General features: G+C 61.7%; 18 protein-coding genes and 1 pseudogene. 1 reads left to right on the forward strand and 18 read right to left on the reverse strand.

Going from position 1 to position 25302, the window contains the following annotated elements; genetic code table 11:
- Positions 1-146: 146 nt before the first annotated feature.
- The 10 genes from dop to OZY47_RS05370 all read right to left on the reverse strand — a co-directional run bounded on the left by dop (position 147) and on the right by OZY47_RS05370 (position 14402).
- Positions 147-1862: a depupylase/deamidase Dop gene (dop, locus tag OZY47_RS05325; protein ID WP_277177321.1), complete on the reverse strand. Its 1716-nt coding sequence runs from the start codon at positions 1860-1862 to the stop codon at positions 147-149.
- A 183-nt stretch (positions 1863-2045) separates the two neighbouring features.
- On the reverse strand, positions 2046-3647 hold the full coding sequence (arc, locus tag OZY47_RS05330; RefSeq protein ID WP_348519401.1) for a proteasome ATPase: 1602 nt from the start codon (positions 3645-3647) through the stop codon (positions 2046-2048).
- 591 nt (positions 3648-4238) lie between these two features.
- Positions 4239-5090, reverse strand: coding sequence for an aldo/keto reductase (locus OZY47_RS05335; protein WP_277177323.1), 852 nt, complete (start codon positions 5088-5090; stop codon positions 4239-4241).
- 92 nt (positions 5091-5182) lie between these two features.
- Entirely contained in the window at positions 5183-6208 is a 1026-nt protein-coding gene (fmt, locus tag OZY47_RS05340) for a methionyl-tRNA formyltransferase (RefSeq protein WP_277177324.1), read from the reverse strand.
- A 174-nt stretch (positions 6209-6382) separates the two neighbouring features.
- Entirely contained in the window at positions 6383-7090 is a 708-nt protein-coding gene (locus OZY47_RS05345) for an HAD family phosphatase (protein ID WP_277177325.1), read from the reverse strand.
- Positions 7091-7172: 82 nt separating this feature from the next.
- Positions 7173-9929, reverse strand: coding sequence for a primosomal protein N' (locus OZY47_RS05350; protein ID WP_277177326.1), 2757 nt, complete (start codon positions 9927-9929; stop codon positions 7173-7175).
- A gap of 225 nt (positions 9930-10154) precedes the next feature.
- Positions 10155-11465: a class I SAM-dependent methyltransferase gene (locus OZY47_RS05355; protein ID WP_277177327.1), complete on the reverse strand. Its 1311-nt coding sequence runs from the start codon at positions 11463-11465 to the stop codon at positions 10155-10157.
- Between the two features lie 312 nt (positions 11466-11777).
- On the reverse strand, positions 11778-13001 hold the full coding sequence (gene metK / locus OZY47_RS05360; RefSeq protein WP_277177328.1) for a methionine adenosyltransferase: 1224 nt from the start codon (positions 12999-13001) through the stop codon (positions 11778-11780).
- 315 nt (positions 13002-13316) lie between these two features.
- Positions 13317-13610, reverse strand: a complete 294-nt coding sequence (gene rpoZ, locus OZY47_RS05365; protein WP_277177329.1) for a DNA-directed RNA polymerase subunit omega — start codon at positions 13608-13610, stop codon at positions 13317-13319.
- 192 nt (positions 13611-13802) lie between these two features.
- Positions 13803-14402 carry a hypothetical protein gene (locus OZY47_RS05370; RefSeq protein WP_277177330.1) on the reverse strand — a complete coding sequence of 200 codons (600 nt, stop codon included), beginning with the start codon at positions 14400-14402 and terminating at the stop codon, positions 13803-13805.
- Positions 14403-14566: 164 nt separating this feature from the next.
- Here OZY47_RS05370 and ilvD point away from each other — a divergent pair, with 164 nt between their 5' ends.
- Positions 14567-16429: a dihydroxy-acid dehydratase gene (gene ilvD / locus OZY47_RS05375; protein WP_277179175.1), complete on the forward strand. Its 1863-nt coding sequence runs from the start codon at positions 14567-14569 to the stop codon at positions 16427-16429.
- A gap of 349 nt (positions 16430-16778) precedes the next feature.
- On the opposite strand, the gene gmk is transcribed toward ilvD, so the two are convergent.
- The 8 genes and pseudogenes from gmk to rpsL form a co-directional block, all read right to left on the reverse strand.
- Complete coding sequence (gene gmk, locus OZY47_RS05380) at positions 16779-17408, reverse strand: guanylate kinase (protein ID WP_277177331.1); 630 nt, start codon at positions 17406-17408, stop codon at positions 16779-16781.
- A gap of 309 nt (positions 17409-17717) precedes the next feature.
- Positions 17718-18626: a hypothetical protein gene (locus tag OZY47_RS05385; RefSeq protein ID WP_277177332.1), complete on the reverse strand. Its 909-nt coding sequence runs from the start codon at positions 18624-18626 to the stop codon at positions 17718-17720.
- Positions 18627-19549: 923 nt separating this feature from the next.
- Positions 19550-19933: pseudogene (gene nusB, locus OZY47_RS05390) on the reverse strand (transcription antitermination factor NusB); the annotation flags it as partial.
- A 93-nt stretch (positions 19934-20026) separates the two neighbouring features.
- Entirely contained in the window at positions 20027-20593 is a 567-nt protein-coding gene (gene efp, locus OZY47_RS05395; protein WP_277177333.1) for an elongation factor P, read from the reverse strand.
- 273 nt (positions 20594-20866) lie between these two features.
- Positions 20867-22069 carry an elongation factor Tu gene (tuf, locus tag OZY47_RS05400; RefSeq protein WP_277177334.1) on the reverse strand — a complete coding sequence of 401 codons (1203 nt, stop codon included), beginning with the start codon at positions 22067-22069 and terminating at the stop codon, positions 20867-20869.
- A 167-nt stretch (positions 22070-22236) separates the two neighbouring features.
- Complete coding sequence (gene fusA / locus OZY47_RS05405; protein ID WP_277177335.1) at positions 22237-24366, reverse strand: elongation factor G; 2130 nt, start codon at positions 24364-24366, stop codon at positions 22237-22239.
- A 31-nt stretch (positions 24367-24397) separates the two neighbouring features.
- Entirely contained in the window at positions 24398-24868 is a 471-nt protein-coding gene (gene rpsG / locus OZY47_RS05410; protein WP_277168093.1) for a 30S ribosomal protein S7, read from the reverse strand.
- A 5-nt stretch (positions 24869-24873) separates the two neighbouring features.
- Complete coding sequence (rpsL, locus tag OZY47_RS05415; RefSeq protein ID WP_277177336.1) at positions 24874-25245, reverse strand: 30S ribosomal protein S12; 372 nt, start codon at positions 25243-25245, stop codon at positions 24874-24876.
- Between the last annotated feature and the right edge of the window lie 57 nt (positions 25246-25302).

A 25302-nucleotide genomic window follows, 5' to 3' on the forward strand; every position in this document is an offset into this window, starting at 1 on the left:
GACGCCAATGCTCCCTGTTGCGTCACACCTGCGATAAGTACAGTACTGCTCGTTGCAAATGTGACGCTAATGCTCCCTTTTGCGTCACATTTGCAATGAATATGGGATGGCTGGCCCATGGGTTGGCGGATGACGACCGACCATGTTTACAGCTTCGCCAGCCGGGCCAACGTCTGCGCGGCGGTCTCGCCACGCTGTTCGGATTCCTCGAAGGCCTGCTCGCACTGGGCCTTGCTCCACTTGCCAGCTTCCGAGATGTCCAAGGAAATCAGGCCATGGCCAGCCGGGGCCATGCGGTTGCCCTCGGCGTCGGTGGCGTCAGCTCTGGCACTAGTCACTCCAATACTGGAATCCGCAACGTTATCAGTATTTACCGAGCCCTTCGACCCCGTCGACCCCTCGCCATCGCGCACGGTGACATGCGACCATGAGGCCGCCACCACGTCCTCCGGGAAGCGGCGGATGATCTCGGCGCGGACCCAGGCACGTGTATCCTCTGGCGGCTCGCGCATGGCTTCGGCCACTTTGGCGTCGCTTTCCGCCGAGTCACCATCAAGCCGTTCGGTGCGTGAGACCAGTTTCGCGAACACCGAACGCGCGGGATCGAGCGCGGCCCAGCTCAGGTCGAGCGCGGCCAGGCGCGGATCGTCCCAACCGGTGCCAAGTTTGCGGCGCAGCCGTTCCATCAACTGCCATTTGAGCAGCCATTCCATGCGGTGCCCCTGCTCACGCATCGTCATCCGCTCATCGTCGCCGGCATGGCGCACGGCGGCCACATCCGCGAGCGCCTGACGCCACATCGCCATGATCCGCTTGGTCTCGTCGTCCGGCCACAGCGGCTCACCCTTGCTGTCGGTGCCGTATATCGCGGCGGCCAGCGAGAAGACGGCGGTCATCAGCCGCACCTCGATCTGCCAGGCGGTGGTCTCGCCGCCATGCTCGAGTTGCAGCGGCGTGGCCAAGGTGAAGTCGTGCGAGACGCGGCCCATCGCGTCGACCGAATCGACCAGACGCAGCTCGTATAACAGGCCGTCCAGGTCGAAGCCGCCCTCTTCGGCGTGCTCCAGTAGCCAGAGCACCATGCTGGTCGTGCCGAGTTTCAGCGCTTGGGGCACGTCCATGCGGTTGGCGTCGCCGACGATGACGTGCAGCCGCCGCCATGGCCCGGTGACATGCGACTCGTCGCGGGCGTTGACGATAGGCCGATCGAAGGTGGTCTGCAGCCCGACGCGCGAATGCACGTAATCGGCGCGTTGGCTCAGCTGGAAGCCAGCCCGCTCGCTGCGCTCCCCCAGCCCCACACGCCCGGAGCCGGTGAAAATCTGGCGGGCCACGAAGTGCAGGGTCATCAGGTCGGCCAAGCGCTCGAAGGGCACCTCGCGCAGGGTCATGTAGTTCTCGTGGGTGCCCCAGCTGGCGCCCTTGCCGTCCACGTTGTTGCGGTGCAGGACGATATGGGAGCCGTCGCGCTCGTTGACGCGTTGGGTCGCCTCGAACATCACGCGGTCGCCGGCGTGATCGTAGCGCACCGCGGCGAAGGGGTCCATGGTCTCGGGGGCGGAATACTCGGGGTGGGCGTGGTCGACGTAGACGCGGCCGCCGTTGGGGGCAATGACGTTGACGATCTGGTTCTGCGGCTCGTCGGTGAGCATGTCGGGGCGGGCGCTGGCGCGGGGCAGGCGCGTGCCGCGGGCGTCGTTGAGCGGGTCCTCCTGGCGGTAGTCCCAGCGGATATGCCAGGTCTCGTCGTTCGCCGCGCCGCTGACGACCTCGAAGGAGAGCTCGACCGGGTTGTAATGTTTTCCGTCATCGGTCGAGACGGCGTATTCCGTCTCCGTGCCCATCATCCTGCGCACACTCATCCGCAAGCCCCTCGTTTCGTTGTGGCGATAGTCGTTCCGTCATCCAGTATCAAGGCGTCGCGCAACGCTCGAGCGCAGGCCGGCCATGATACCGCCATATATAGCCTTATCAGCCTTATTCGACCGGCTTGTCACTTCGTCTAACCAGCCATCGCCCCGACCGTCCATTGCCAGCGAGACCACCTATTCCACTGGCCGGATCTGCACGGCGTGGCCGCCCGCGATGCCATTGATCTTCGACCACTGCTCCGGGTCGGCGTCAAGCACGGAATCGCGCGTCTCCTCGAACTCAGCGGCCACCGCGTCGTGCACGGAATCCACGCCAAGCGCCACCTGGTGGTGCTGGGTCAGCGAGTCCTTGACGGCCTTGGTCTTGGCCTTGTCAACGATGTTCTTGAGCATCGCCCCGCAGATCACGTCGGCCATCATCACCCGGCTGAAACGCCCCTGCTCGTCGCACACGTCGCAGATATGACGCTCCTCGCCAGTGCTATACACGTCGTCGACCAGAGCGATAGCCAGCGAGCCCGCATCCTCGCCTTCCTGGTAGGGCAGGTCGTCGGTCAGGTAATGCAGCACGATCTGCCGCGCCTGGTCGCGGTTCGGCCGGTCAACGCGGATCTTCACGTCGAGCCTGCCGGGGCGCAACACGGCCGGGTCGATCATGTCGACGCGGTTGGAGGCGCCGATGACCATCACGTTGTCGAGGCTCTCCACGCCGTCGAGCTCAGAGAGGAACTGCGGGACGATGGTGGTCTCCACGTCGCTGGAGACGCCGGAGCCGCGCGTGCGCAGCAGGGAGTCCATCTCGTCGATGAAGACGATGACCGGCTTGCCCTCGGCCGCACGGGCGCGGGCGCGCTTGAAGATGAGGCGGATGAGGCGCTCGGACTCGCCCACGTACTTGTTCAGAAGCTCCGGGCCCTTGACCGACAGGAACACGCCGTCGCTGGACTTTCCGGCCGAAAGCGCGTTGGCCACGGCCTTGGCGATCAGCGTCTTGCCGTTGCCCGGAGGACCGTAAAGCAGCACGCCCTTGGGTGGGCGCAAGTCGTAACGTTTGAAGAGGTCGCGGTGCAGGAACGGCAGCTCCACGGCGTCCTTGATGCGCTCAATCTGCTCGTCGAGGCCGCCGATGTCGGCGAAGGTGGCGTCGGGCTTCTGTTCGAGCACCAGATCGTTGGCGTTCTCGCCGGGCAGCACCTCCAGGGCCACACGGGCCGCGTCGTCCACCAGCACACGCGAGCTCGGGTCGATCTGGATGTTGGCGAGCGCCCCGGCGCAAGAGATCAGCCTGACGTTGCCGGATTCGTCGGCCACCATGAGCCGCCCGTCGTCGAGCGTCTGCTTGACCGTGCGCACCTTGCCCGAGATCTCGAGGCCCCGCTGCTCCACCAGCACCATGTTCTCGTTCAACAGCACCGTGCGGCCGCCGGCCAGGCGCGAGGCGGGCACGTCGGAGGCGACGGGGACGATGATGCGGCGGTTGCCAGAGATGACCTCGGCGCTGGCGTGCTGCACGCCTTCCTCGTCGGTGCGGCATGAGTCCACGCGCACCATCGTGGCGAAGGTCAGGGGAGGCCCGGCCAGCTGGCCCAACTGCGACTTCGCCTTCTGCAGCTCCTTGCCGGCGCGTGTCAGGGCCGCGGCGAGCGCGTGGTTCTTCTCGCGCAGGGCGTCGTTCTCCTGGGCATAGCGCTCCTCCGTCGCGGTATCGACTCTGGACTGCGCGGTGTCGGCTCTGGGTTGTGCTTCATTCTTACGTGAGAAACGTTCGGATTGCACGGCTTCATTTCTAGCTTGCGCCGCGTTGCCGGCCCCAGCGTTCATCGCATGACTATCGACGCCGTCACCGGTTGCCACGCCGGTCGACGCGGTCTGCGCGCCTTGTTCGCCATCACTCATTCGTGTCCCCTTCGGTCATCGCCATGCCATACCCCATCGTGGCATGTCTGACGTATCCGCCTCCATCTTATGGGCCCGCCGCCCCATTCCACAACACCTTTCCCAGCAGGTGACGTGCCTTTGCATGTGACGCCGGTCACCATGGCCCGGTTCATGGATTTCATATCGAATCGACTTTCATGTACAAGCACGATACGGTATTTATATGTCTGATAAAAAGAAACAAAAAAGAGATATACCACGACAAGAACGGAAACGTTATTCCGGAGGAAAACATCGAACGCTGGGCTAAGGATGCAGAAAAAGGCATCTTCCATGGAATTCCCGGAAAACTAATATCACGATCCAATTCGGAGAAACATATACAAAAACCGTGTGAATGATAGCACCATGATTCTTCCAGAGATGAGATGAATCTACAGCGGAAACCATCAGTCACACGGCATTAGCGACAACGCGCGACGGCACCTATCAGTTCTCGGCGAGGGAGACGTGACTGGTGGGGACCGGGTAGCGCTTGTCGAGCGCGGCGAGGTCGTCGGCGGTCAGCTCGATGTCGGCGGCGGCGATGTTGCCACGCATGTGCTCGGCGTTGGAGGTCTGCGGGATGGCGAGGGTGTTGCCGTCGCGCACGGCCCACGCGATCATGAGCTCATAGGCGGAGACGTTGTGGCGCGCGGCCACCTCGCGCACAGTCGGATCGGTGAGCATGCTCGTCTTCAGCTCGTTGAAGAGCCCGCCGACGGGGCTGTAGGCAATCAGCGGGATGTGCCGTTCGCGCTGCCAGGGCAGCAAATCGTATTCGATGCCACGCGCCTCGATGTTGTAGAGGTCCTCGTTGGCGGCCACGTTTCCGCCGGCCGGGAGCGCGACCAGCTCCTGCATGTCGGGGGTGTCGAAGTTCGAGACGCCCCACGAGCGGATCTTGCCGACCTCGCGCAGGCGGTCCAGCTCAGCCACCGTCTCGGCGAGCGGGATGGAACCGCGCCAGTGATAGAGGTAGAGGTCGAGGTAATCGGTGCCGAGGCGCTTGAGGCTGGCGTCGAGGTGCTCTTCCATCACAGCCTTGGAGGCGTTCTCGGGGCGTACCTTGGAGATCAGGAAGATGTCGCCGCGGTCGAACGGGCGCAGCGCCTCCCCCACCAGCTTCTCCGAGTCGCCGGTGCCGTAGGCCTCGGCGGTGTCGACCGCACGCGCGCCGGCCTCGATGCCCGCGCGGATGGCCGCGATCTCACCGTCACGCTTGCCCGCGTCGCTGCCCATGTGCCATGTGCCGATGCCGACCGCCGGCACCTGCCGCCCCGCGATTTCCAGTTCCTTCATTGTGCCCTGCCTTTCCAAGAATCCATCGTCGATTCCGTTAGCTTATATCTTGTATATACGTTGTACGTTACGTTGAGATAACTCGGCCCAGCTCAGTCGACAAACGCGTCGTCGGCGAGGCGCGCGCCACGGGCCCAGTCGGCGGCTTTCATCGTCTTCTTGCCTTGCGCCTTCACCATCTCGAGCTCGAGTGGCGCGGTGGCGGTGCCCACCCACACATGCTTCTTGGTGACGCTCAGAGCGCCCGGTTTCAGGCCTTTCAGCGCCTGCGGGTCATCGGCATTCGCCGGACGCGCCTGGAGGATATGGAACGGCTCGGCATCGCTGGAATCGCCGGAATCATTGACATCATTGGCATCGTCAGCATTTGTATCCTCGCCAGTGGCCGCACCCTGCGGATGCAGCATGCACCACGCGCCGGGTTCAGGCGTGCAGGCACGAATCTGCCGGTCGACGGCGAAAACAGGGATATCGAAGCGAACATGCGCGTCATCGTGCCCGATCTTCTTGGCGACCTCATAGGCCCCCTGCGGCTGCTCCTGCAAGACAATCTCGCCCGAGGCCATGGCCGTCAGCGCCGCGGCGAGCAAGCGCGAGCCGTCCCCCGCCAAGCGCTGGAGAATGTCGCCGGAGGTGTCGTGCGCGCCAATCTCGCAGGTGGATTGCGCCAGAATCGGGCCGGTATCCATGCCACGGGTGAGCTTGAAGACTGTCGCGCCCGTGATGGTGTCGCCGCTCCACACGGCCCGCTGCACCGGCGCGGCCCCACGCCACTGCGGAAGCAGCGAGAAATGCAGGTTGTACCAGCCCATCGGCAGCGCGTCGAGCACGTTCTGCCGCAGGATCTTGCCATAGGCCACCACGGCCCCGGCCTCCGCGCCGCTGGCCTTGAGCTCGGAGACGAACGAAGGCTCCTTCGGGTCGGATTCGAGCACGGGGATACCCAATTCGAGCGCGGCCTGCTTCACCGGACTCGGCTCCAGCCTGCGGCCACGGCCCTTCGGCGCGTCCGGCCTGGTGAGCACCGCCACGACCTCGAAATGCTCGGTGTCGCCGGCAAGCTCGCGCAAGGCGGGCACCGCGACATCCGGAGTCCCCGCAAACAGCACTTTCAACATATGCGTTCTCCTGTTCAAAAGTTCAGTCGTCCAATCGATTCGCCACAACGCCGGCAAACAGCAAGTTCGGCGGGCGAATAACCAACATTCCATTCTATGCCATAGCACCGCGTTTATCGAATATTTTCAAGTAACCGCGAGGTATTGCAAGATATCCGCCCGACGCGCCACGACTTAGCGCTTCACGTCGGGAATCGCCACTCCCAGGCCGCGCAGCACCTCCCGTAATTTCGTGGAATCATTGAACCGCACACCGCGCATCCCCACGGCGTTCGCGCCCTCGATGTTCATGGCCTTGTCGTCGACGAACAGGCTGGTCTCGGCCTTGATGCCGAACTCGCGCAGCGCGTACTCGAAGATGTCCTTGTGGGGCTTGCGCAGACCGACGTAGCCGGAGACCACGCGGCCGTCGAGCGAGCGCAAAATGGAGTATTGCCGGTCCGCCGGCGGGAACAGCTCCGTCGCCCAGTTGGAGAGGCCCCACACGCCGATGCCCGTGGCCTTGAGATCGTTGACCAGCACACGCATGCCGGTGACCTGGCCGACCAGCGAATCCTCGAAGTTGGCGCAGTAATAGTCGAGCATCGAGGCCCACGGCTCGCCGTACTTCTCGCGGACGGCCTCGACCGCCTCCTTCACGGTGCCGCCGACGTCCATCGCGTCGCTGGCGTCGTAGAATCCGGAGATGTCGTTGTCGAGGAATTGCTCGGTCAGTTCCTTGGAATATCGCGGAAGCATCACTGGCTCGGGGTCCCAGTTGACCAGCACGTTGCCGAAGTCGAAGATCACGTCGGCGATTGGCTTGCCCGTGGCGCTCTGGGCCTCGCCCGCCGCCATCACCTGGTTGTAGACCATCTCCGGCTCTCCCGGCCAACCCTTCATGCTTCCTCCATTCGCATTCGCGGCATGTCAATATCCGGCCTCCATGCTGTCATGCCGCGCCGACGAGGACCAGCGAGGAAAACTAGGTCAGATCCTTCGGATCGAGCTGGAACCGCAGCTCCCCGGGCGTGCGCGTGGCGACGTGGCGGGCCACCTCGACGTGCAGGCGACGGGCCAGTTCCGCGCGCCTGGTCTGCGGCACACGCACCACGGCCTTCACCCTGTCTTGCGTGGCCTCCAGCTCGCGGGCGTCCATCGTCCTCGGCTGGGGTATCGGCACAGGGCCTAGCACCGCCGGCAGCTCGTCGGCGTCGACCTTCAACGTGGCCCAATCCCCGTCCATTGCGCCGATATTACGCAGAGCCGCGGTCACCGCGTCACGCCGGCCCCAGACGCAGGCAACGGCGTAGACCGGCGAAAGTCCCGTCTCCGCGCGCTCGTCCAGCTCACGGGCCGCGAGGATCCTTGAATCCCAGTCGACCAGCGCGCGCGCGATCATCGGGTCGGTCTCGCCGATGAGCAGCACCTGCCCGCCGTCCGCCCGTTTGGCGCACATGGCGGCCACGCGCATCCAGGCGGTCAAGGCGTCGATTCGCGCGTCGACCCCCGGGGCGTAAAGACTCGTCCAGGCGTCCAGAATCGCGACGGCCGCGTACTCGCCCGGCCTGCCGTCCTCGGCCCGCACCCTCGGCTCGGCTCCGGGCGTGGCGATGACGATCATCGGACGGCTCGGCACCACCTCGACGACGCCGCCAGGCTGGCTCGGGCTGGAGAGCACCATCGGCATGTTGCGGAAGAGGCGCTGAAGCTCGCTGGCCGTGCCCGCCGCGCCCACACGCACCACGCTCATCCGTGTGCCGTGGCATTGCGGACATGACCATTCGCCGACAGGGGCACCGCACCAGCGGCAACGCGCCTCCTCGCCACGGATCTGCTGGAGCGGACCGGTGCAGCGCGGGCAACGCGCCTGGCGATGACAACGGGCGCAGCTCAGCACTTCGGCGATGCCGTCCTGCGGGATGGAGAAGAGAATCGGGCCGCGTTCCAAGGCCTCGGAGAGGATGCGCACGGCGATATGCGGCACGCGCGCGCCGATGCTCGGGTCGGCCAGACGGGCCAGCTCGTCGCGGTTGAGCCAGCGAATCCATGGCCGCTCCTCGCCCACCACGGCGGGCAGCGGGTGCACAGGCACGCTGAAGCCGCTCACCGGCGTCTCGCATACCTTGGGTCGGCACTCGGGTTCGATCGAGAACTCACGTTGGTCGGCGAGCGCGGGGTTCGTACCGGTGTCGTCTGCATTATCTGCCGATTGGCCACGATTATCGTTAGTGACACTGGAATTACCAGCGACCGAAGCATTGTTTACCGGACGCAACGGGTAGGTCTCCCCCGTCTCCAAAATCGGCTCATCCGCTCCGCCGTAAGGATTACGCACATCCGCGACGTGCCCCGCTGCGTTGCTGTCCGTCGTTTTCTGAGTACCGGTCTCCGCATCATTTTCGTCAGGCGACCAAGCGCAATTCGGTTCCGACGCCCCCGCGCCCACGACCGCTGCCATCGAAGTACTGGCATCAGATGTCTGCCCGGCCGCCAATTCGTTGGAAGCCGTCATAGGTCCATCATCAGCGGAAAAGTCCTCGATAGCAGTATCTGCGTGAGCCTTTCCCGAGCCTGTCAATCCATCGCGGCCATCCCGTGAGACCGACATATTCCTGGTCGAACCAATCGCGGACCACACACCCTCGGCGCGGCCGTCAGCCTCACTGATCTCCCACTCGCTGATGGCGCTGCGGGCGTTGCAGAAGGCGACAAACACCCCGGCGTGGGCTTTGGCGCGCAACCGCAGCACTCCCCTGGCGGCGGCGTAAGGCATCATGCCGTCGGCGTTCTGGTAGGCCACGTCGTCGACGATGGCGAAGAGCCCCGGCCCTTCGACTGGTGCGTACATTGCGGCCCTGGTGCCGATAACGCAGCGCACCTGCCCGCTCGCCGCCGCCAGATACGAGCGATACCGTTCCGCCGGGGCCATCGCGGCCGAAAGCAAGGCGAAATCGCCGTCGAAGCCACCGTGGGTGGCGGTGGTTTTCCTGAACGGCTTCAGACCAAGCCTTTGCAGAGCCCTGGCCATATCTCGCACCTCACGCATGGTCGGCAGCACCAGCACCGCCGCCCTGCCGGCGTCCAGCGAGCTCGCCGCCATCCACGCCAAATCACGGGCCCATCGGCCCGCGCCGGGCAGAGCGTCGGCGACAAACGAGGCGAAACCCCCACCTTTCAGGGCGTCGCGCAAGGCCAGCGCGTTGTCGTAGCTGGCGAGCATGCGCGTCTCACCCTCGGCGATCGCCTTGGCATCAATCGTCACCTGCCCGCGGCTGCCCTGCCATGAGCCGCCCATCGCCAGTTGCTGCTCCTTGTCGATGCGGGCGACGCGCGGGGGCACGGCCAGGCGCAGGATGTTGGCCGGAGTGCCGCCATACGCCTCGGCGATCGCAGTGATGTCGCGACGCATCGAGGCGCTCACCAGCACCTCGGGAGTCACCACACGTTCCAAATATCGCAATGACGAGGCGGCCGCGTGGCTCTCCTTCACACGCGCCCAGATGATGCCGTTGACCCGCCGGCCGCCGAAACGTACGCGCACCATCACCCCGGGCCGCGCGGCCTCGTCATCCTTCTCGTCGACCAAGTAATCGAAGGTCTGCCCCAAATGGGTCGCCTGCACGTCGAGAACCACCTGCGCCACGGGATCGTGCGTCGCGGGGGCATGGGTAACCCGTTTGCGGCGCTTGCGCGGGGCCAGCCCGGCGAGCGCCAGCTGTTCGGCCTGCGGTTCACTCATGCTTCAATGATAACGGCCTCCCAAATTTTCGACACGTCAAAATTTTGGGAGCCAAATGAACATCTGCTCTGAGCGCAATGGCATCATTGCAACCCTAAGCGCCTATGCTCTGGGCGCAATGTTCGTTTATGGCTCCCATTTTTTTATGAGAGGTCAAAAAATGTGAGCCACAACGGAAAATAAAAAGCCACGGCCGAAACCGTGGCGTTTTATTCCGTATTAAACTCAGATCTCGGTCGGCTTGACGGTCGAATCCTCGACCCACCACGGGCGCAGCGGGTAGGTGTCGGTCATCTTCTCGTCGTCAGGACGCACGCAGAGGAACTGGTGAATCTGGATGTTGTTGAGCTCGAAGTTGAGCGCGCAACCGGCCATGTAGAGGCCCCACAGACGCGCCTTGGGCTCGCCCATCAGCTCGACGGCGCGGTCCCAGCCAGCCACGAGGTTCTTGTTCCAGTTATGCAGGGTCAACGCATAATGCTGGCGCAGGTTCTCCTGATCGACAACCTCGAAGCCGGTGTCCTGAATGACCGTCTCAATCTCGCCCGGGGAGGCCAGCTGGCCATCGGGGAAGATGTAGCGGTCAATGAACTCGCCGGCGGCCTTGCCCGTCATGGAGTTGACGCGGGTAATCTGGTGGTTCAGCAGGCGGCCATTGGGCTTGAGCTTATCGAAGATCTCCTTGAAGTAGGAGGGATAGTGCTTGAAGCCGACGTGCTCCATCATGCCGATCGAGCAGATGCCGTCGAAATCGCCTTCCGGCACGTCGCGGTAATCCATCTGACGGACTTCGGCGAGGTCTTCGAGACCTTCGCGCTTAATCCATTCCTGAGCCCACTTGACCTGTTCGCCGGCCAGGGTGACGCCCAGAACCTTGATGCCACGCTGTGCGGCGCGGATTTCCATGGATCCCCAGCCGCAGCCGATGTCGAGCAGGCGGTCGCCGGGCTTGAGGTTGAGCTTGTCGAGCACGAGGTCGAGCTTGCGCCATTCGGCGTCCTCGAGCGAGTCCTCGGGCGAGGTGAACACGCCGCAGGTGTAGGTCATCGAGGAACCGAGGAAGAGGCGGTAAAACTCGTTGGACTGGTCATAGTGATAGCTCACGGTGGCCTCGTCGCCGGCCTTGGAGTGCGGCAGCAGGCCTTCGGTGCGGCGCTTCCAGCGGCTCGGGCCCTCGATTGACGGGGCTTCGGGGTGGCGGATGCCATGCGAATACACGGACGCGACGATGCGGGCCAGGTCGGCCGGGCTCGGCTTCTTCATGTCCGGCTTCAGTGCCATGAGCTGCTTGAAGACCTCATAAGGATCGCCGGGAATGAGCTCCGGCGAGGCGATGTCGCCCTGCAGGTAGGCGCGCGCGAGACCCAAATCGTTCGGGTGGTCGACCATGTAGTAGACGGCGCGCGAGTTGTTCACCGTGATGTGCAGGGGCGCGTCCTGCGGGCCGAACGACGACCCGTCGAACGCTGAGATGTTGATCTTTCCATTGTCGTTCAAAAACATCGAAACCATATCGGCTACGGTCATAGCGGCCATGCGCAACCTCCAAAATACGTGCATAGATAATGCAAAATTACATTCAGCCTATTGCTCCGTTCCGACACTTAGCCGATTTTGCGTGGCGCGAAATTCCGACACGGATGGCCATGTCTTCGACATTTGAACGGCATCTTCCCGATACCATTCAGGGCATATGTTCGCCTTGTTTTCAACACTCCTTATCAGACCTTCGCGGCGCGCTCTCCCCACATACGAATCGGGCCGTGCCACACAACATGCATTGTGCAGCACGGCCCGATAAAGAAACCATTTAAGCCAGCTTAAAACCACGGGTTCATCGCCACGGTCTCAGCCCTCGGCGATGGCCGCCTTGAGCTCGTCGACCTTGTCGGTGGCCTCCCACGTAAAGTCCGGATCGGTGCGGCCGAAGTGGCCATATGCCGCCGTCTTCAGATAGATCGGGCGCAGCAGGTCGAGCTCGTCGATGATCGCGGCCGGACGCAGATCGAAGACCTTGCGCACCGCGGCCTGGATCTGCTCGCGGGTCACGCCGCCGATCTCGGTGCCGAAGGTGTTGACGTTGACGCTCACCGGGTCGGCGACGCCGATGGCGTAGGCCACCTGCACCTCGACCTTGTGGGCGAGTCCTGCGGCGACGATGTTCTTGGCCACCCAGCGCGTGGCGTAAGCCGCGGAACGGTCGACCTTGCTCGGGTCCTTGCCGGAGAAGGCGCCGCCGCCGTGATGGGCCGCCCCACCATAGGTGTCGACGATGATCTTGCGGCCGGTCAGGCCCGCGTCGGCCGCGGGGCCGCCGAGCACGAAGGAACCGGTCGGGTTGACCAGCACGCGATAGTCGTCGTGCTTGATCGCGGTGCCGCACACCTCTTCGAGCACCGGCTTGATGACGTGCTCCTGCAGCTGCTCCATGAGCCAGTCGTGCGTCACCTCGGGGTCATGCTGGGTGGAGACGAGCACGGTGTCGACGCGCACGGGGCGGTCGTCATCATCGTATTCGATGGTCACCTGGGTCTTGCCGTCCGGGCGCAGGTGCGGGACGATGCCCTCCTTGCGCACCTGGGCCAGGCGGAAGGCGAGGCGGTGCGAGAGGTAGATCGGCAGCGGCATGAGCACATCGGTCTCGTCGCACGCGTAGCCGAACATGATGCCCTGGTCGCCGGCGCCCTGCGCCTCGTAACGCTCCTCGCGCGAGACGGCGGACTCCTGCTGCGGGCTCAGGCGGTCGACGCCCTGGTTGATCTCCGCGCTCTGCTCGGTCAGCGAGACCAAGACGCCGCAGGAATCGGCGTCGAGGCCAACCTCGGAGGAGGTGTAACCAATGTTTTTAACGACATTGCGCACGATGCGCTGGATGTCGGTGTAACCGGAGCTGGTCACCTCGCCGAAGACAAGGAACTGCCCGATGGCGGCCGACGTCTCGACGGCCACGTGGGAATGGGGGTCCTGGCGAAGCATATCGTCGAGGATCGCGTCTGAAATCTGATCGCAGACCTTGTCCGGGTGCCCTTCGGTAACCGATTCAGCTGAGATGAGACGACGTTCTTTTGTCACAATGAACTTCTTTCTTCCATGCCAGAGCCGCAAAACGGCCGACGTGTATACATACGTCCTGTCACTCTACGCGCATGTGTGTATGTGCCGAAACCCTGTGGACACTTTTTGGGGGCGTCGAAAAAGTGGCCACCGAAACGAACATCCATTATGTCACACAAAAATAAGAAACCGCGGAATTGCAGCGTTTATCGACTTGGCCACGTTGCCAAGAATGTTCGTTTCGTGGCCACTTTTTTATTTCTCTGAAAAAGTGGCCACGCGAACATAAAAAATGTCCGGTCTCAATGAAACCGGACATCGTTATTTAAAAAATTAATTGAGGCCACCCTCGCTCAGGTCGTCCTCGCCGAGCGTCTCCTCCAAAAGGCCCTCGTTGATCTCGCGGAAGGCGATCGAAAGCGGCTTCTCCTGGTTCTGGTACTCGACCAGCGGGCCGACGTTTTGCAGCAGGCCTTCGTTGAGCTGCGTGAAGTAGGAGTTGATCTGACGGGCACGCTTCGCCGCGAAGATCGACAGCGAATACTTGTTGTGGTCGGAATGCTCCATCAACTGGTCAATCGTCGGATCCGCAAGACCGCTCGGTGTGGGCTCGGTGCCAAATGCCATATTGTTGCTCCTTCAAAGTCAATCAAATTCATAATTATAACCGCCCGCCGCGATATTCACCCGCAGCAACAACCCATGCACGTTTCTATCGCTTATCGCCCCTCACCGATAGAAAACAACCATCCATATACATTTTCTATCGCTCAGAGGGCGTCACAGAAAGAAAATATACAGAGTTGTAATACGCTCGCGTCAGCGCGAATCCCAGCGGCGCAGGTCCTTCAACGGCTTGTAGCTAGGCATGTCGGGCCAGAAAAGCGTCTCGTCGTCGTGGATGACATACGGTGCCTTGGCCTGCCCCTGTGTAGCTACGAAGGTGAGCACATGGTCGTCGCTCCAGCTCGTCTCCCCTGGATCGGCGGAATCGGGTTTCGGCGTCGAACCCCACTTGACCACCGTGTAGGTGGTGACGCCCAGGGTGATCCGCCCGTTCTCGTGCTGGACGTAATGCGGATCGACGTCGATCGTAACGTCATGCATGTTGGGCATGCCGCCGGTATAGACGGATTCGCAATCGTTCGCGATGTCGCGCTGACGCTGGTCATATTGGGCGAGCACGTCCTGGTTGTTCTCCAGAGTGGCCTTGAGCAAGACGCGGTAGGCATCCAGGGACTTTTGGGCGGTGGAATCGAGGGTTATGACGCGCTCCCGCTCCTCGCGCTCATAGGTTTGCCGGCGGCGCCTGTCCTCGAGAACCGCAACCGTCGCCACGGCAACCACCACGCAGACCGCCACGAACGCGCCGACCACACCCAACAGCACGCGCTTGAGGACTTTTCTCCCGCTCTTCACCTCGCCGCCTTTCCACCACGAATGGCATTACCGCCGGTAACACATAAACGCGTCAAAACACAGGCCGATTTTGCGCGTTGCGCATAAACCAACCACAAACCCCGTCGTTCGTTTCAACATTCGGTCGCATATCGGCAAATCATGAACCGATGAACTTATATGGAATCATGCAAATGCGCTCACATAATATCATGACCGGCCGCATGTTCGCCGGTGCCCGAGCACTCTATCGCGCCGCAGGCGTGGCCGGAGACGACTTGGGCAAGAAACCCATCGTCGCCATCGCCAACTCGTTCTCCGAGTTCGTGCCTGGCCATGTCCACCTCAACAAGGTCGGACGCCTCGTCTCGAAAGCCGTCGAAGAAGCCGGCGGCATCCCCCGCGAGTTCAACACCATCGCCGTCGATGACGGCATCGCCATGGGCCACACCGGCATGCTCTACTCGCTGCCGAGCCGCGACCTGATCGCCGACGCCGTGGAATACTCCGTCAACGCGCACTGCGCCGACGCCCTGATCTGCATCTCCAACTGCGACAAGATCACCCCCGGCATGCTGATGGCCGCGCTGCGCCTCAATATCCCGACCATCTTCGTCTCCGGCGGCCCGATGGAGGCCGGCGAGACCACGCTGTCCAATGGCAAGACCGACACCACCGATCTCATTGACGTGATGTACGCCTCCGCCGACGACAACGTCTCCGACGAGGACCTGCTGGCCTATGAGAAGACCGTCTGCCCCACGTGCGGCTCCTGCGCCGGCATGTTCACCGCCAACTCGATGAACTGCCTGACCGAAGCGCTCGGCCTGGCCCTGCCCGGCAACGGCACCACGCTCGCCACGCACGGCTATCGCAAGCAGCTCTTCATCGACGCCGGCCATAGGATCGTCGATCTCGCGCACCGTTACTACGACGAGGACGACGAGAGCGTGCTGCCGCGCGCCATCGCCACCAAGAAGGCCTTTGAGAACGCCATGACCATGGACGTGGCCATGGGCGGTTCCACCAACACCGTGCTGCACATTCTCGCCGCCGCGCAGAGCGCCGACGTCGATTTCACGCTTGACGACATCGAGCGCATCAGCCACACCGTGCCCTGCATCTGCAAGGCCAGCCCCTCCGGCGACTGGGAGATTTCCGACGTGCATCGCGCCGGCGGCATCTGCGGCATCTTGGGCGAGCTCGACCGTGCAGGCAAGCTTCACAAAGACGTCCATTCGGTGGATTATCCCGACCTTGAATCCAAGCTCGACGATTGGGACATCATGCGCCCGACCTGCCTCGACAAGGCGAAGGAACTCTATCGCGCGGCTCCGGGCCACATCAAGTCCCCCGAACCGTTCATCCAGGAGACGCTTTCTGACACGCTCGACACCGACCGCGTCAACGGCGCCATCCACGACATCGACCATCCGGCCGTGAAGGAAGGCGGACTCGCGATTCTGCGCGGCAACCTCGCCCCCGACGGCTGCGTCGTGAAGACCGCGGGCGTGCCCGAGAACATCTGGAAGTTCCACGGCCCGGCCCACATCGTCGAGTCGCAGGAGCAGGCCGTCGAGGTCATCCTGGGCGACAAGCTCAAGAAGGGCGAGGCGCTGGTCATCCGCTACGAAGGACCGAAGGGCGGCCCGGGCATGCAGGAGATGCTCTACCCCACCTCGTTCGTCAAGGGCAAGGGCATCGGCAAGGATGTCGCGCTGATCACCGATGGCCGTTATTCCGGCGGTTCATCAGGCCTCGCCATCGGCCACGTCGCCCCCGAAGCGGCCAACAAGGGCCCGATCGCGCTGATCAAGGATGGCGACATGATCGACATCGACATCCCGAACCGCACCATCAACGTGGAGCTCACGCCCGAGCAGTTCGAGGAGCGCCGCAAGGAGCTCGAGGCCGGAGACGGTTACGTCGCCCACCGCGACCGCAAGGTTTCGCTGGCTCTCAAGGCCTACGCTGCCTTCGCCCGTTCCGCCGATAAAGGTGCGACGAGAGATCCCGAGCTCATCAATAAGCTTTCAGGGTTGGCATGAGTTTCATCGCCTCTTCCGTGAGGGGCTTAAGAAAAACTTTCTGGAGACGCTCCGAGCTGAGCCGTTAAGCAGAAAGTCCAGTGGACTTTCTGTAGGCTCGGTGAGCGCGACGTATTGAGCGCGAAGGCAAAATCGTAAGATTTTGCTCGGCCAAGTCATACGCCACAGAAAGTTTTCTGAGCCCCCTCACTCTATTTCGTAGTAATCTCACCAAATTTCACTATAGTTACCACAAGCAAGACCGTCGATATTCCAGACTTTTACTGATGACAGCCTATTCAGTAATAAAAGTGCACCATCATCTGCACTTATCATCAAGCACTAGTTGACGACAGAAATATAGGGGAAATTATTGTTTGATGCCGTATTCATGGGCGATGACGCTCCAGAGCTCGTCGGAGGCGCGTTCGACGGTGTCGTTGACGATCTTCACATCGAACTCGGGCTCGGCGGCCAGCTCGACCTTGGCGGTCTCGAGGCGTTTTTTGCGTTGCTCCTCGTTTTCAGTGCCTCGGCCAATCAGCCGCTTGACCAGCTCGTCGTAGCTCGGCGGGGCGATGAACACCGAGACAATCTCAAGATTGAGCTCGGCGGCGCGCTGCTTGACACGGCGAGCGCCCTGTAGATCAATTTCAAGAATCGTAGGAATGTTCTTGGCCAGATGGTCGAGCACCGGCTGCAACGGCGTACCGTAATGGGCCATGCCGTGCACGACGGCGGTCTCCAGGAACCAGTTCTGCTTCTCCTTGGCGACGAACTCCGCCTCATCCATGAACCAGTAATTTTTACCGTTGATCTCGCCCGGTCGCGGTTCGCGCGTGGTGGCGGAGACCGAGACCCACACCTCGGGGTGCTTGCTGAGCAGGTCGGCCTCGACGGTGCCCTTGCCCACGGCCGTCGGCCCGGTCAGCACGATCAGCCGGCCCTTGTGCGCCCGCGCCTCGTTGGTCTTCATCTCACCGCTCGTTTCGCTCAACATCTCACCCTTCTCGAAGATCTGCCTACAGTCTATCCAACCCACCGGAATCACCCACTTCACAAGCGAACTGGACCAAGCCCAACGCTCGCATCGACTCAGTGAGCCTAATCATCCACCTCGATACCCAACTGGAACAAACTCCATGATGAGTGCAACTCAATGAACCAAATCATCCAGTCCAACACCCAACTGGAACAAAACCAACGCTGGCGCAAGGCAGAAGACGTAATCATCCAGTCCGGTAACATACTGGTCAATTCCGAACGGTGGAAAGATGAAAAAACGAAAGCACAACAGACATCGATACATTCATTGGCGTGCGACTTGGATGATGAAGGCTTGCAGACCGTCGGAGTCCGTCAGACCAAGCAAGGTGACGGACCAATCCACCTTGTCATTGGTGGTGTACGTCTGCGTCTCGCCGAGCCTGTAGGGCGTCTCGCTGGGACTGCATCTCTGATATACGACGTTCGATCTGGGAGTGGTCTCGACATAATCCTCTATGCACAAACCGACGCGATAGCCCTTATCGTCATGGTCAAGCGTGTACGGGGCGAAAATGTTCAGATTGCCGATATGGGTGACGCTGCCGGCCTTCACCGTGCGCGTCGTACCTTTGCGGGAACCATCTTGCGTGATATTCGCGGACTCCTGCGCCACCGGCCCGTTCTGATAGGGAGTGACGAGCACTTTGGCACTGCCGTCGCTGCCCCCGGTCACCCCTGGCGGCGGGTCCATGTGCTCATAACCCCTCAAGCTGATCAACGTCAGCGAACAACCGACATTGGGCAGGTCCTTGGTCTTGCCGAGCCCCAATTCGGTTTCGCCACTCGCAACGCTATTGCCTGACGAATCGTATTTTTGAACTCCGAAGTACACCCTATACTGGCCGTCTTTTTCGGACCATGTTCCCGGGCGCATCGTGAGGTCACCAACCTCTTCTGGCGGCACGCTCCCGCTCAGGTTGAAGTCGACGACTTTGCCTTGCTTCATCCTCTCCTTGGGCAGGTTGATGGTCTTGTCGACCGCGATGGGCCGATTTTGGTACCTTTCAATATCACGGCGCATACCATTATCCTGCCGGCGCATATAAACGTTGCAACCAACACCGATGACGACAGCGACGCAAGCCACAGAAGCCACAATGGCGATGATGATGTTCCGCCTTTTGTGGTTTGCGTGGTGCCCATGCTTTTCATGTGTCGTCGTTGAAGCCATGGTCATCATTATAGGACGATAATGATGTATAACGTTTCAACTCAACAAAGCCTGCGACACCCCAAAGACTAAGCCGCATGCCAGCTCATCGAATCCACCATCGAACATCGGATTCACCATCGGACTGGACCAAAGCAAACGCTGAAAGCGCGCCACCAGACGAAACCATCCAGTTGGCAATTGAACTGGAACTAAACGTGCGTTGACACCTTGCGGACAGACCAAAATATCCAGTCCACTATTCAACTGGAACAAAACATACGTTAAAAACGACTAGCAGATAAAATCATCCAGCCCATAGTTGAACTGGAACAAAACATGTGTTCACAACCGCCCAGCAGACCAAAGTATCCAGTTCGAGCTTCAACTGGAGATAAACGTACGTTGCCTACTAGTGAGCAGACATAATCATCCAGTTCGCCATTGAACTGGAACCAAAGCTACGCGAGAGCCGAATCAGAACTGGCCGGCACAGCAGAAACATCTGACGAATCGGCAGTATCAGCGTCGTCGGCAGTATCAGCGATATTGGCGGTATCGGAAGCAGCTACTTCAGGATCATCGGAAACAGCAGCCTCGGAACCCTCAGAAGTGGTGGCCTCGTCTGCGGCGGTGCTGTCGGCAGTATCCGAAGCAGCAGCCGCATCGGTTTCACCGGCATCAGTGCCATCAGTGACATTCGAGGTTTCAGCCACGTCAGACTGGTCAGATGCGCCGGCCTCAGCTTCAGCAGCCTCAGCCTCCACCGCCTCGGCACCGGCCTCGTCCTCCATGCTCTGGCCGTCGCCGTGGCCGCTGACGCCACCGGAAGTGAGGAATCCAGGAGCCGTGGGCGAAGCCAGACGACGCTTCTCGGCCTCGGCCTGGTCGCGACGCCTCTGCGCCTCGGCAATGTCGGCGAACACGTCGTCCTTATGATCGCCAATCGCGCTCAACAGGCCGTGGATGAACGACGGCGAATCGTCGTCGGAAAGCGTCTTGGCCAGGCCAAGCGCCTCGTCGATGGCCACCTTGTCGGGCACGTCGTCCTCGAAGAGCATCTCCCAGACGGCGATGCGCAGGATGTTCCTGTCGACCACGGCCATGCGCCGCACCGTCCACTTGGTGGAATAGGCGTCGAGCGCATGGTCGATGTCGGAACGGTGATCGGCCACCCCGCGCACGATCTGCACCGCGTAATCAGGCAATGGCGTCTGCGCGCCAGGTCGCGCGATGCGTTCGGCGAGCAGCGACGGGATGTCCTGCCCCTTCTCGTCCGCCTCGTACAACGTGTTCAAAGCCCTCTTGCGAGCGGTGGAACGTGCCATGGAAAAAATGCCTCTCAGTCGGTCGAAGTGAAGGAAATCGTGATCCCCGAATCGCGCACTAGCTATCTATATCAAGCCAGCGCGCTCATTGTCTCAGTTGTTCTCGCGACCGAGGTAGGAGCCGTCACGCGTATCGACCTTGACCTTCTCGCCCTCGCCGACGAAGAGCGGCACCTGGATCTCGGCGCCGGTCTCCACGGTGGCGGGCTTGGTGCCCGCGTTGGAGCGGTTGCCCTGCACGCCGGGCTCGGTGTGGGTGATGGTGAGGATGACGGAGGCCGGCAGCTCGACGCTCAGCGGCGTGCCGTCGTGGAAGCTGACGATGCAGTCGGTGCCCTCGAGCAAGTACTTGGACTGGTCGCCCACGAGGGTCTTCGGGATGTTGAACTGATCGTAGGTGGTCATGTCCATGAAGACGAAGCTCTCGCCATCGTCATAGGAATACTGCAGGTTGCGGTTGTCGACGGTCTCGAACTCCATCTTCATGCCCGCGTTGAACGTCCTGTCGACGATCTTGCCCGAGAGCACGTTCTTGATGGTGGTGCGCACGAAGGCCGGACCCTTGCCGGGCTTGACGTGCTGGAATTTCGTGACGGTCCACAGTTGACCGTCCAGATTCAGAACCGAACCGTTCTTGATGTCATTGCTTGTTTGTGCCACGTCTCGTCACCTTAGTTTTTTCATGTTTCAAACGACTTGCATTCCATAAAATGCCTCAGCAATTATGCCACGCCGTATGTACAGCTTACAAGTTCCATGTCTCTCTCGGCTTCGCTGCCCTGATACCCCGAGTTGAGATCTTGTGCTGATATTCGAATTGATACCTCGCACTGATACCCCGGATCAATACCCGCCCAAAATACAGTTGTGCCCCGCACCTTTTACGATGCGGGGCACAAACTGGTAAGTAAATCTACAACTTACGTTCTAGAACTACTCGATCACCTTGGTGACACGGCCTGAGCCGACGGTGTGGCCGCCTTCACGAACTGCGAAGGTCAGGCCCTCCTCCATGGCGACGGGCTGGATGAGCTCGACGGTGAAGGTGGCGTGGTCGCCAGGCTGAACCATCTCGACGCCTTCCGGCAGCGTGATGACGCCGGTGACGTCGGTGGTGCGGAAGTAGAACTGCGGACGGTAGTTGGAGAAGAACGGCGAATGACGGCCGCCCTCATCCTTGGTCAGGACGTAGACTTCGCCCTCGAACTTGTGGTGCGGGGTCACGGAGCCGGGCTTGGCCACAACCTGGCCACGCTCGACGTCGTCACGGTTGATGCCGCGGAGCAGCAGACCGGTGTTGTCGCCAGCCTCGGCCTCATCCATCTGCTTGTGGAAGGTCTCGATGGAGGTGACGGTGGTGGTCTGGGTCGGACGGATGCCGACGATCTCAGCCGGGGCGTTGACCGGGATGCGGCCACGCTCGACACGGCCGGTCACCACGGTGCCACGGCCGGAGATGGTGAAGACGTCCTCGATAGGCATCAGGAACGGCTTGTCCAGGTCGTGGACAGGGGTCGGGATGTAGTCGTCGACGGCATCCATGAGGTCCTTGACGGACTGGACCCACTTGTCGTGATCCGGAGCGTCGTCGTGCAGGGCGCCGTAGGCGGAGGTGCGGATGACCGGGCAGTCACGATCGAAGCCGTTCTCCTCGAGGAGGTCACGGACCTCTTCCTCGACGAGCTCGATGAGCTCCTCATCGTCGACCATATCGCACTTGTTGAGCGCGACGAGGATCTTCGGCACGCCGACCTGGCGGGCGAGCAGAACGTGCTCGCGGGTCTGGGCCATGGGGCCGTCGGTGGCGGCGACCACGAGGATCGCGCCATCCATCTGGGCGGCGCCGGTGATCATGTTCTTCACGAAGTCGGCGTGGCCGGGGCAATCCACGTGAGCATAGTGACGCTTCTCGGTCTGATACTCGATGTGGGCGATGTTGATGGTGATGCCGCGCTGCTTCTCTTCCGGAGCGGCGTCGATCTGCTCGAAGTCGTACTCCGGGTTGATGTCCGGGTACTCCTCGTGCAGCACCTTGGAGATGGCCGCGGTCAGGGTCGTCTTGCCGTGATCAACGTGGCCAATGGTACCGATGTTAACGTGCGGCTTGGTCCGCTCGTACTTTTCCTTTTCTGCCATTACTTGTCCTCCTGGACGTTTCGTAGTTAGCCCGTGCCCAACAGCTCCGGGCACTCGCTACAGTTTACTGGGTTTCTGGGTTACCTGCCACATAAGTGCCCTAACCCAGTCAGCGCTAGAAAATAGTAACGCTGACTGGAGACAGAACACGCCTTGTGGCGAAGCGATTACTCGCCGCGCTGAGCCTTGATGATCTCCTCGGAGACCGCCTTCGGCACCTCCGCATAGGAGTCCATCTGCATGGTGAACATCGCGCGGCCCTGGGTCTTGGAGCGCAGGTCGCCGATGTAGCCGAACATCTCGCTCAACGGGACCTTGGCCTCGATCACCTTGACGCCGGTGGCGTCCTTCATCTCCTGGATGTTGCCACGACGGGAGTTGATGTCGCCCATGACGTCGCCCATGTACTCCTCGGGAGTACGGACCTCGACGGCCATGATCGGCTCGAGGATAACGGGCTTGGCCTTCGGAGCGGCAGTCTTGAACGCCATGGAACCGGCGATCTTGAACGCGAGCTCGGAGGAATCGACATCGTGGATCTGGCCGTCGGTGACGGTCGCCTTGACGCCCACCACCGGGAAGCCGGCGAGCACGCCGGACTCCATGGCCTCCTGCACGCCAGCATCGATCGAAGGAATGAATTCCTTGGTGATGTGGCCGCCGGTGACCTCGTTGACGAACTCGTAGTCCTTGCCCTCCTCCGGAGGAATCGGCTCGAAGTTCATCAGGACCTTCGCGAACTGGCCGGAACCACCCGTCTGCTTCTTGTGGGTGTATTCCTGGTTCATGACGGCCTTGCGGATGGTCTCGCGGTAGGCGACCTGCGGGTTGCCCACGTTGCACTCGACCTTGAACTCGCGGCGCATACGGTCGACGATGATGTCGAGCTGGAGCTCACCCATGCCGGAGATCAGCGTCTGGCCGCTCTCCTCGTCGGTCTTGACCTGGAAGGTCGGATCCTCGTCGGCGAGCTTCGCCAGCGCGATCGACATCTTCTCCTGGTCGGCCTTGGTCTTGGGCTCCACGGCGACCTCGATCACAGGATCGGGGAAGGTCATGGACTCGAGCGAGATCGGAGACTTCTCGGCGCACAGCGTGTCGCCGGTGGAGACGTTCTTCAGGCCCACGAGCGTGTAGATGTTGCCAGCCTCCGCGGCGTCGACCGGGTTCTCCTTGTCGGCGTGCATCTGGAAGATCTTGCCGACGCGTTCCTTCTTGTCCTTGGTGGAGTCGAGCACGGTGTCGCCGGGCTTGATGGCGCCGGAGTAGACACGCACGAACACGAGCTTGCCATAGAAGGGGTGGGTCGAGATCTTGAAGACCAGGGCGGCGAACGGATCATCCATGGTCGGCTTGCGGTCGATCTCCTTGGACTCGTCACCGGGCTCGAAGCCGACGATGGCGGGGACGTCCTCAGGGCTCGGCAGGTAGTCAACCACCGCGTCGAGCAGCGGCTGGATGCCCTTGTCCTTGAAGGCGGAGCCGCAGAGGACCGGGTAGGCCTTGCGCTCGATGGTGAGCTTGCGGATGCCAGCGCGGATCTCCTCGTCGCTCATCTCGCCGGACTCGAGGTACTTCTCCATCAGGTCATCGTCGGACTCGGCGACCTGGTCGAGCAGGGTCTCGCGGTATTCCGCGGCCTTGTCCTTCAAGTCATCGGGGATGTCGACGGTGTCGTAGTGGGCGCCCAGATCGCTGGTGACGTCCTTCCAGACGTACGCCTTCATGCGGATCAGGTCGACCATGCCGACGAAGTCGTTCTCGGCGCCGATCGGCAGCTGGACGACCAGCGGGGTGGCTCCGAGCTTCTTCTTGATGGTGTCGACGGAGTAGTAGAAGTCGGCACCGAGCTTGTCCATCTTGTTGATGAAGCAGATGCGCGGCACGCCGTACTTGTCGGCCTGGCGCCACACGGTCTCGCTCTGGGGCTCCACGCCCTCCTTGCCATCGAAGACGGCGACGGCGCCATCGAGCACACGGAGCGAACGCTCCACCTCGGCAGTGAAGTCCACGTGGCCGGGGGTGTCGATGATGTTGATCTGGAACTTCTTGTCGGGATCATGGGTCTGACGGTTCCAGAAGCAGGTGGTCGCAGCGGACTGAATGGTGATGCCGCGTTCCTTTTCCTGGGCCATGAAGTCCATGGTCGAAGCGCCTTCGTGCGTCTCGCCGATCTTGTAGTTCTTACCGGTGTAGTAGAGGATTCGCTCCGTACACGTGGTCTTACCGGCATCAATGTGAGCCATGATGCCGATGTTACGGACCTCATTGAGGTCACTGAGCACATCGAGTGCCATAAATATTCCTTACGCTTTCGAAATCTCTTAATTACCAGCGATAGTGCGCGAAGGCCTTGTTGGCCTCGGCCATCTTGTGGGTGTCCTCGCGGCGCTTCACCGAAGCACCGAGGCCGTTGGACGCGTCGAGGATCTCGTTGGCGAGACGCTCGGCCATCGTCTTCTCACGGCGCTTGCGGGAGAAATCGGTGAGCCAGCGAAGGCTCAGCGCGTTGGCGCGGTTGGGCTTGACCTCGACCGGGACCTGGTAGGTGGCGCCACCGACACGGCGGGAGCGGACCTCGAGGGACGGACGGATGTTGTCGAGCGCGCGCTTCAGGACGGAGACGGGCTCCTGGTCGGTCTTGGCCTTGACCATGTCGAGCGCCGAATAGACGATGTCCTCGGCGATGGCCTTCTTGCCGTCGAGCAGGATCTTGTTGATGAGCTGCGCCACCACGGTCGAGCCGTAGATCGGATCAGGGAGCAGCTGGTGCTTCTTGGAGGGTCCTTTACGTGACATATCTCTTACTTCGCCTTCTTTGCGCCGTACAGGGAACGAGCCTGCTTACGGTCCTTAACACCCTGGGTATCGAGCGCGCCGCGCACGATGTGGTAACGCACACCAGGAAGATCCTTCACACGGCCACCGCGCACGAGCACGATGGAGTGCTCCTGCAGGTTGTGGCCCTCGCCCGGAATGTAGGCGGTGACTTCGATGCCGGAGCTCAGGCGCACACGGGCAACCTTACGCAACGCGGAATTCGGCTTCTTCGGGGTGGTGGTGTACACACGCGTGCACACGCCACGACGCAGCGGGCTTCCCTTGAGGGCCAAAGTCTTGGACTTCTTCGGCTTGGCCTTACGTCCTTTACGGACGAGTTGTTCTATAGTAGGCAACTTCGATTCTCCGATTCGTTAACCATTGTTTCCTCTGTGGAGCCGCCACACCGCGGC

Source organism: Bifidobacterium sp. ESL0790, from assembly GCF_029395435.1.
Classification (GTDB): Bacteria; Actinomycetota; Actinomycetes; order Actinomycetales; family Bifidobacteriaceae; genus Bifidobacterium.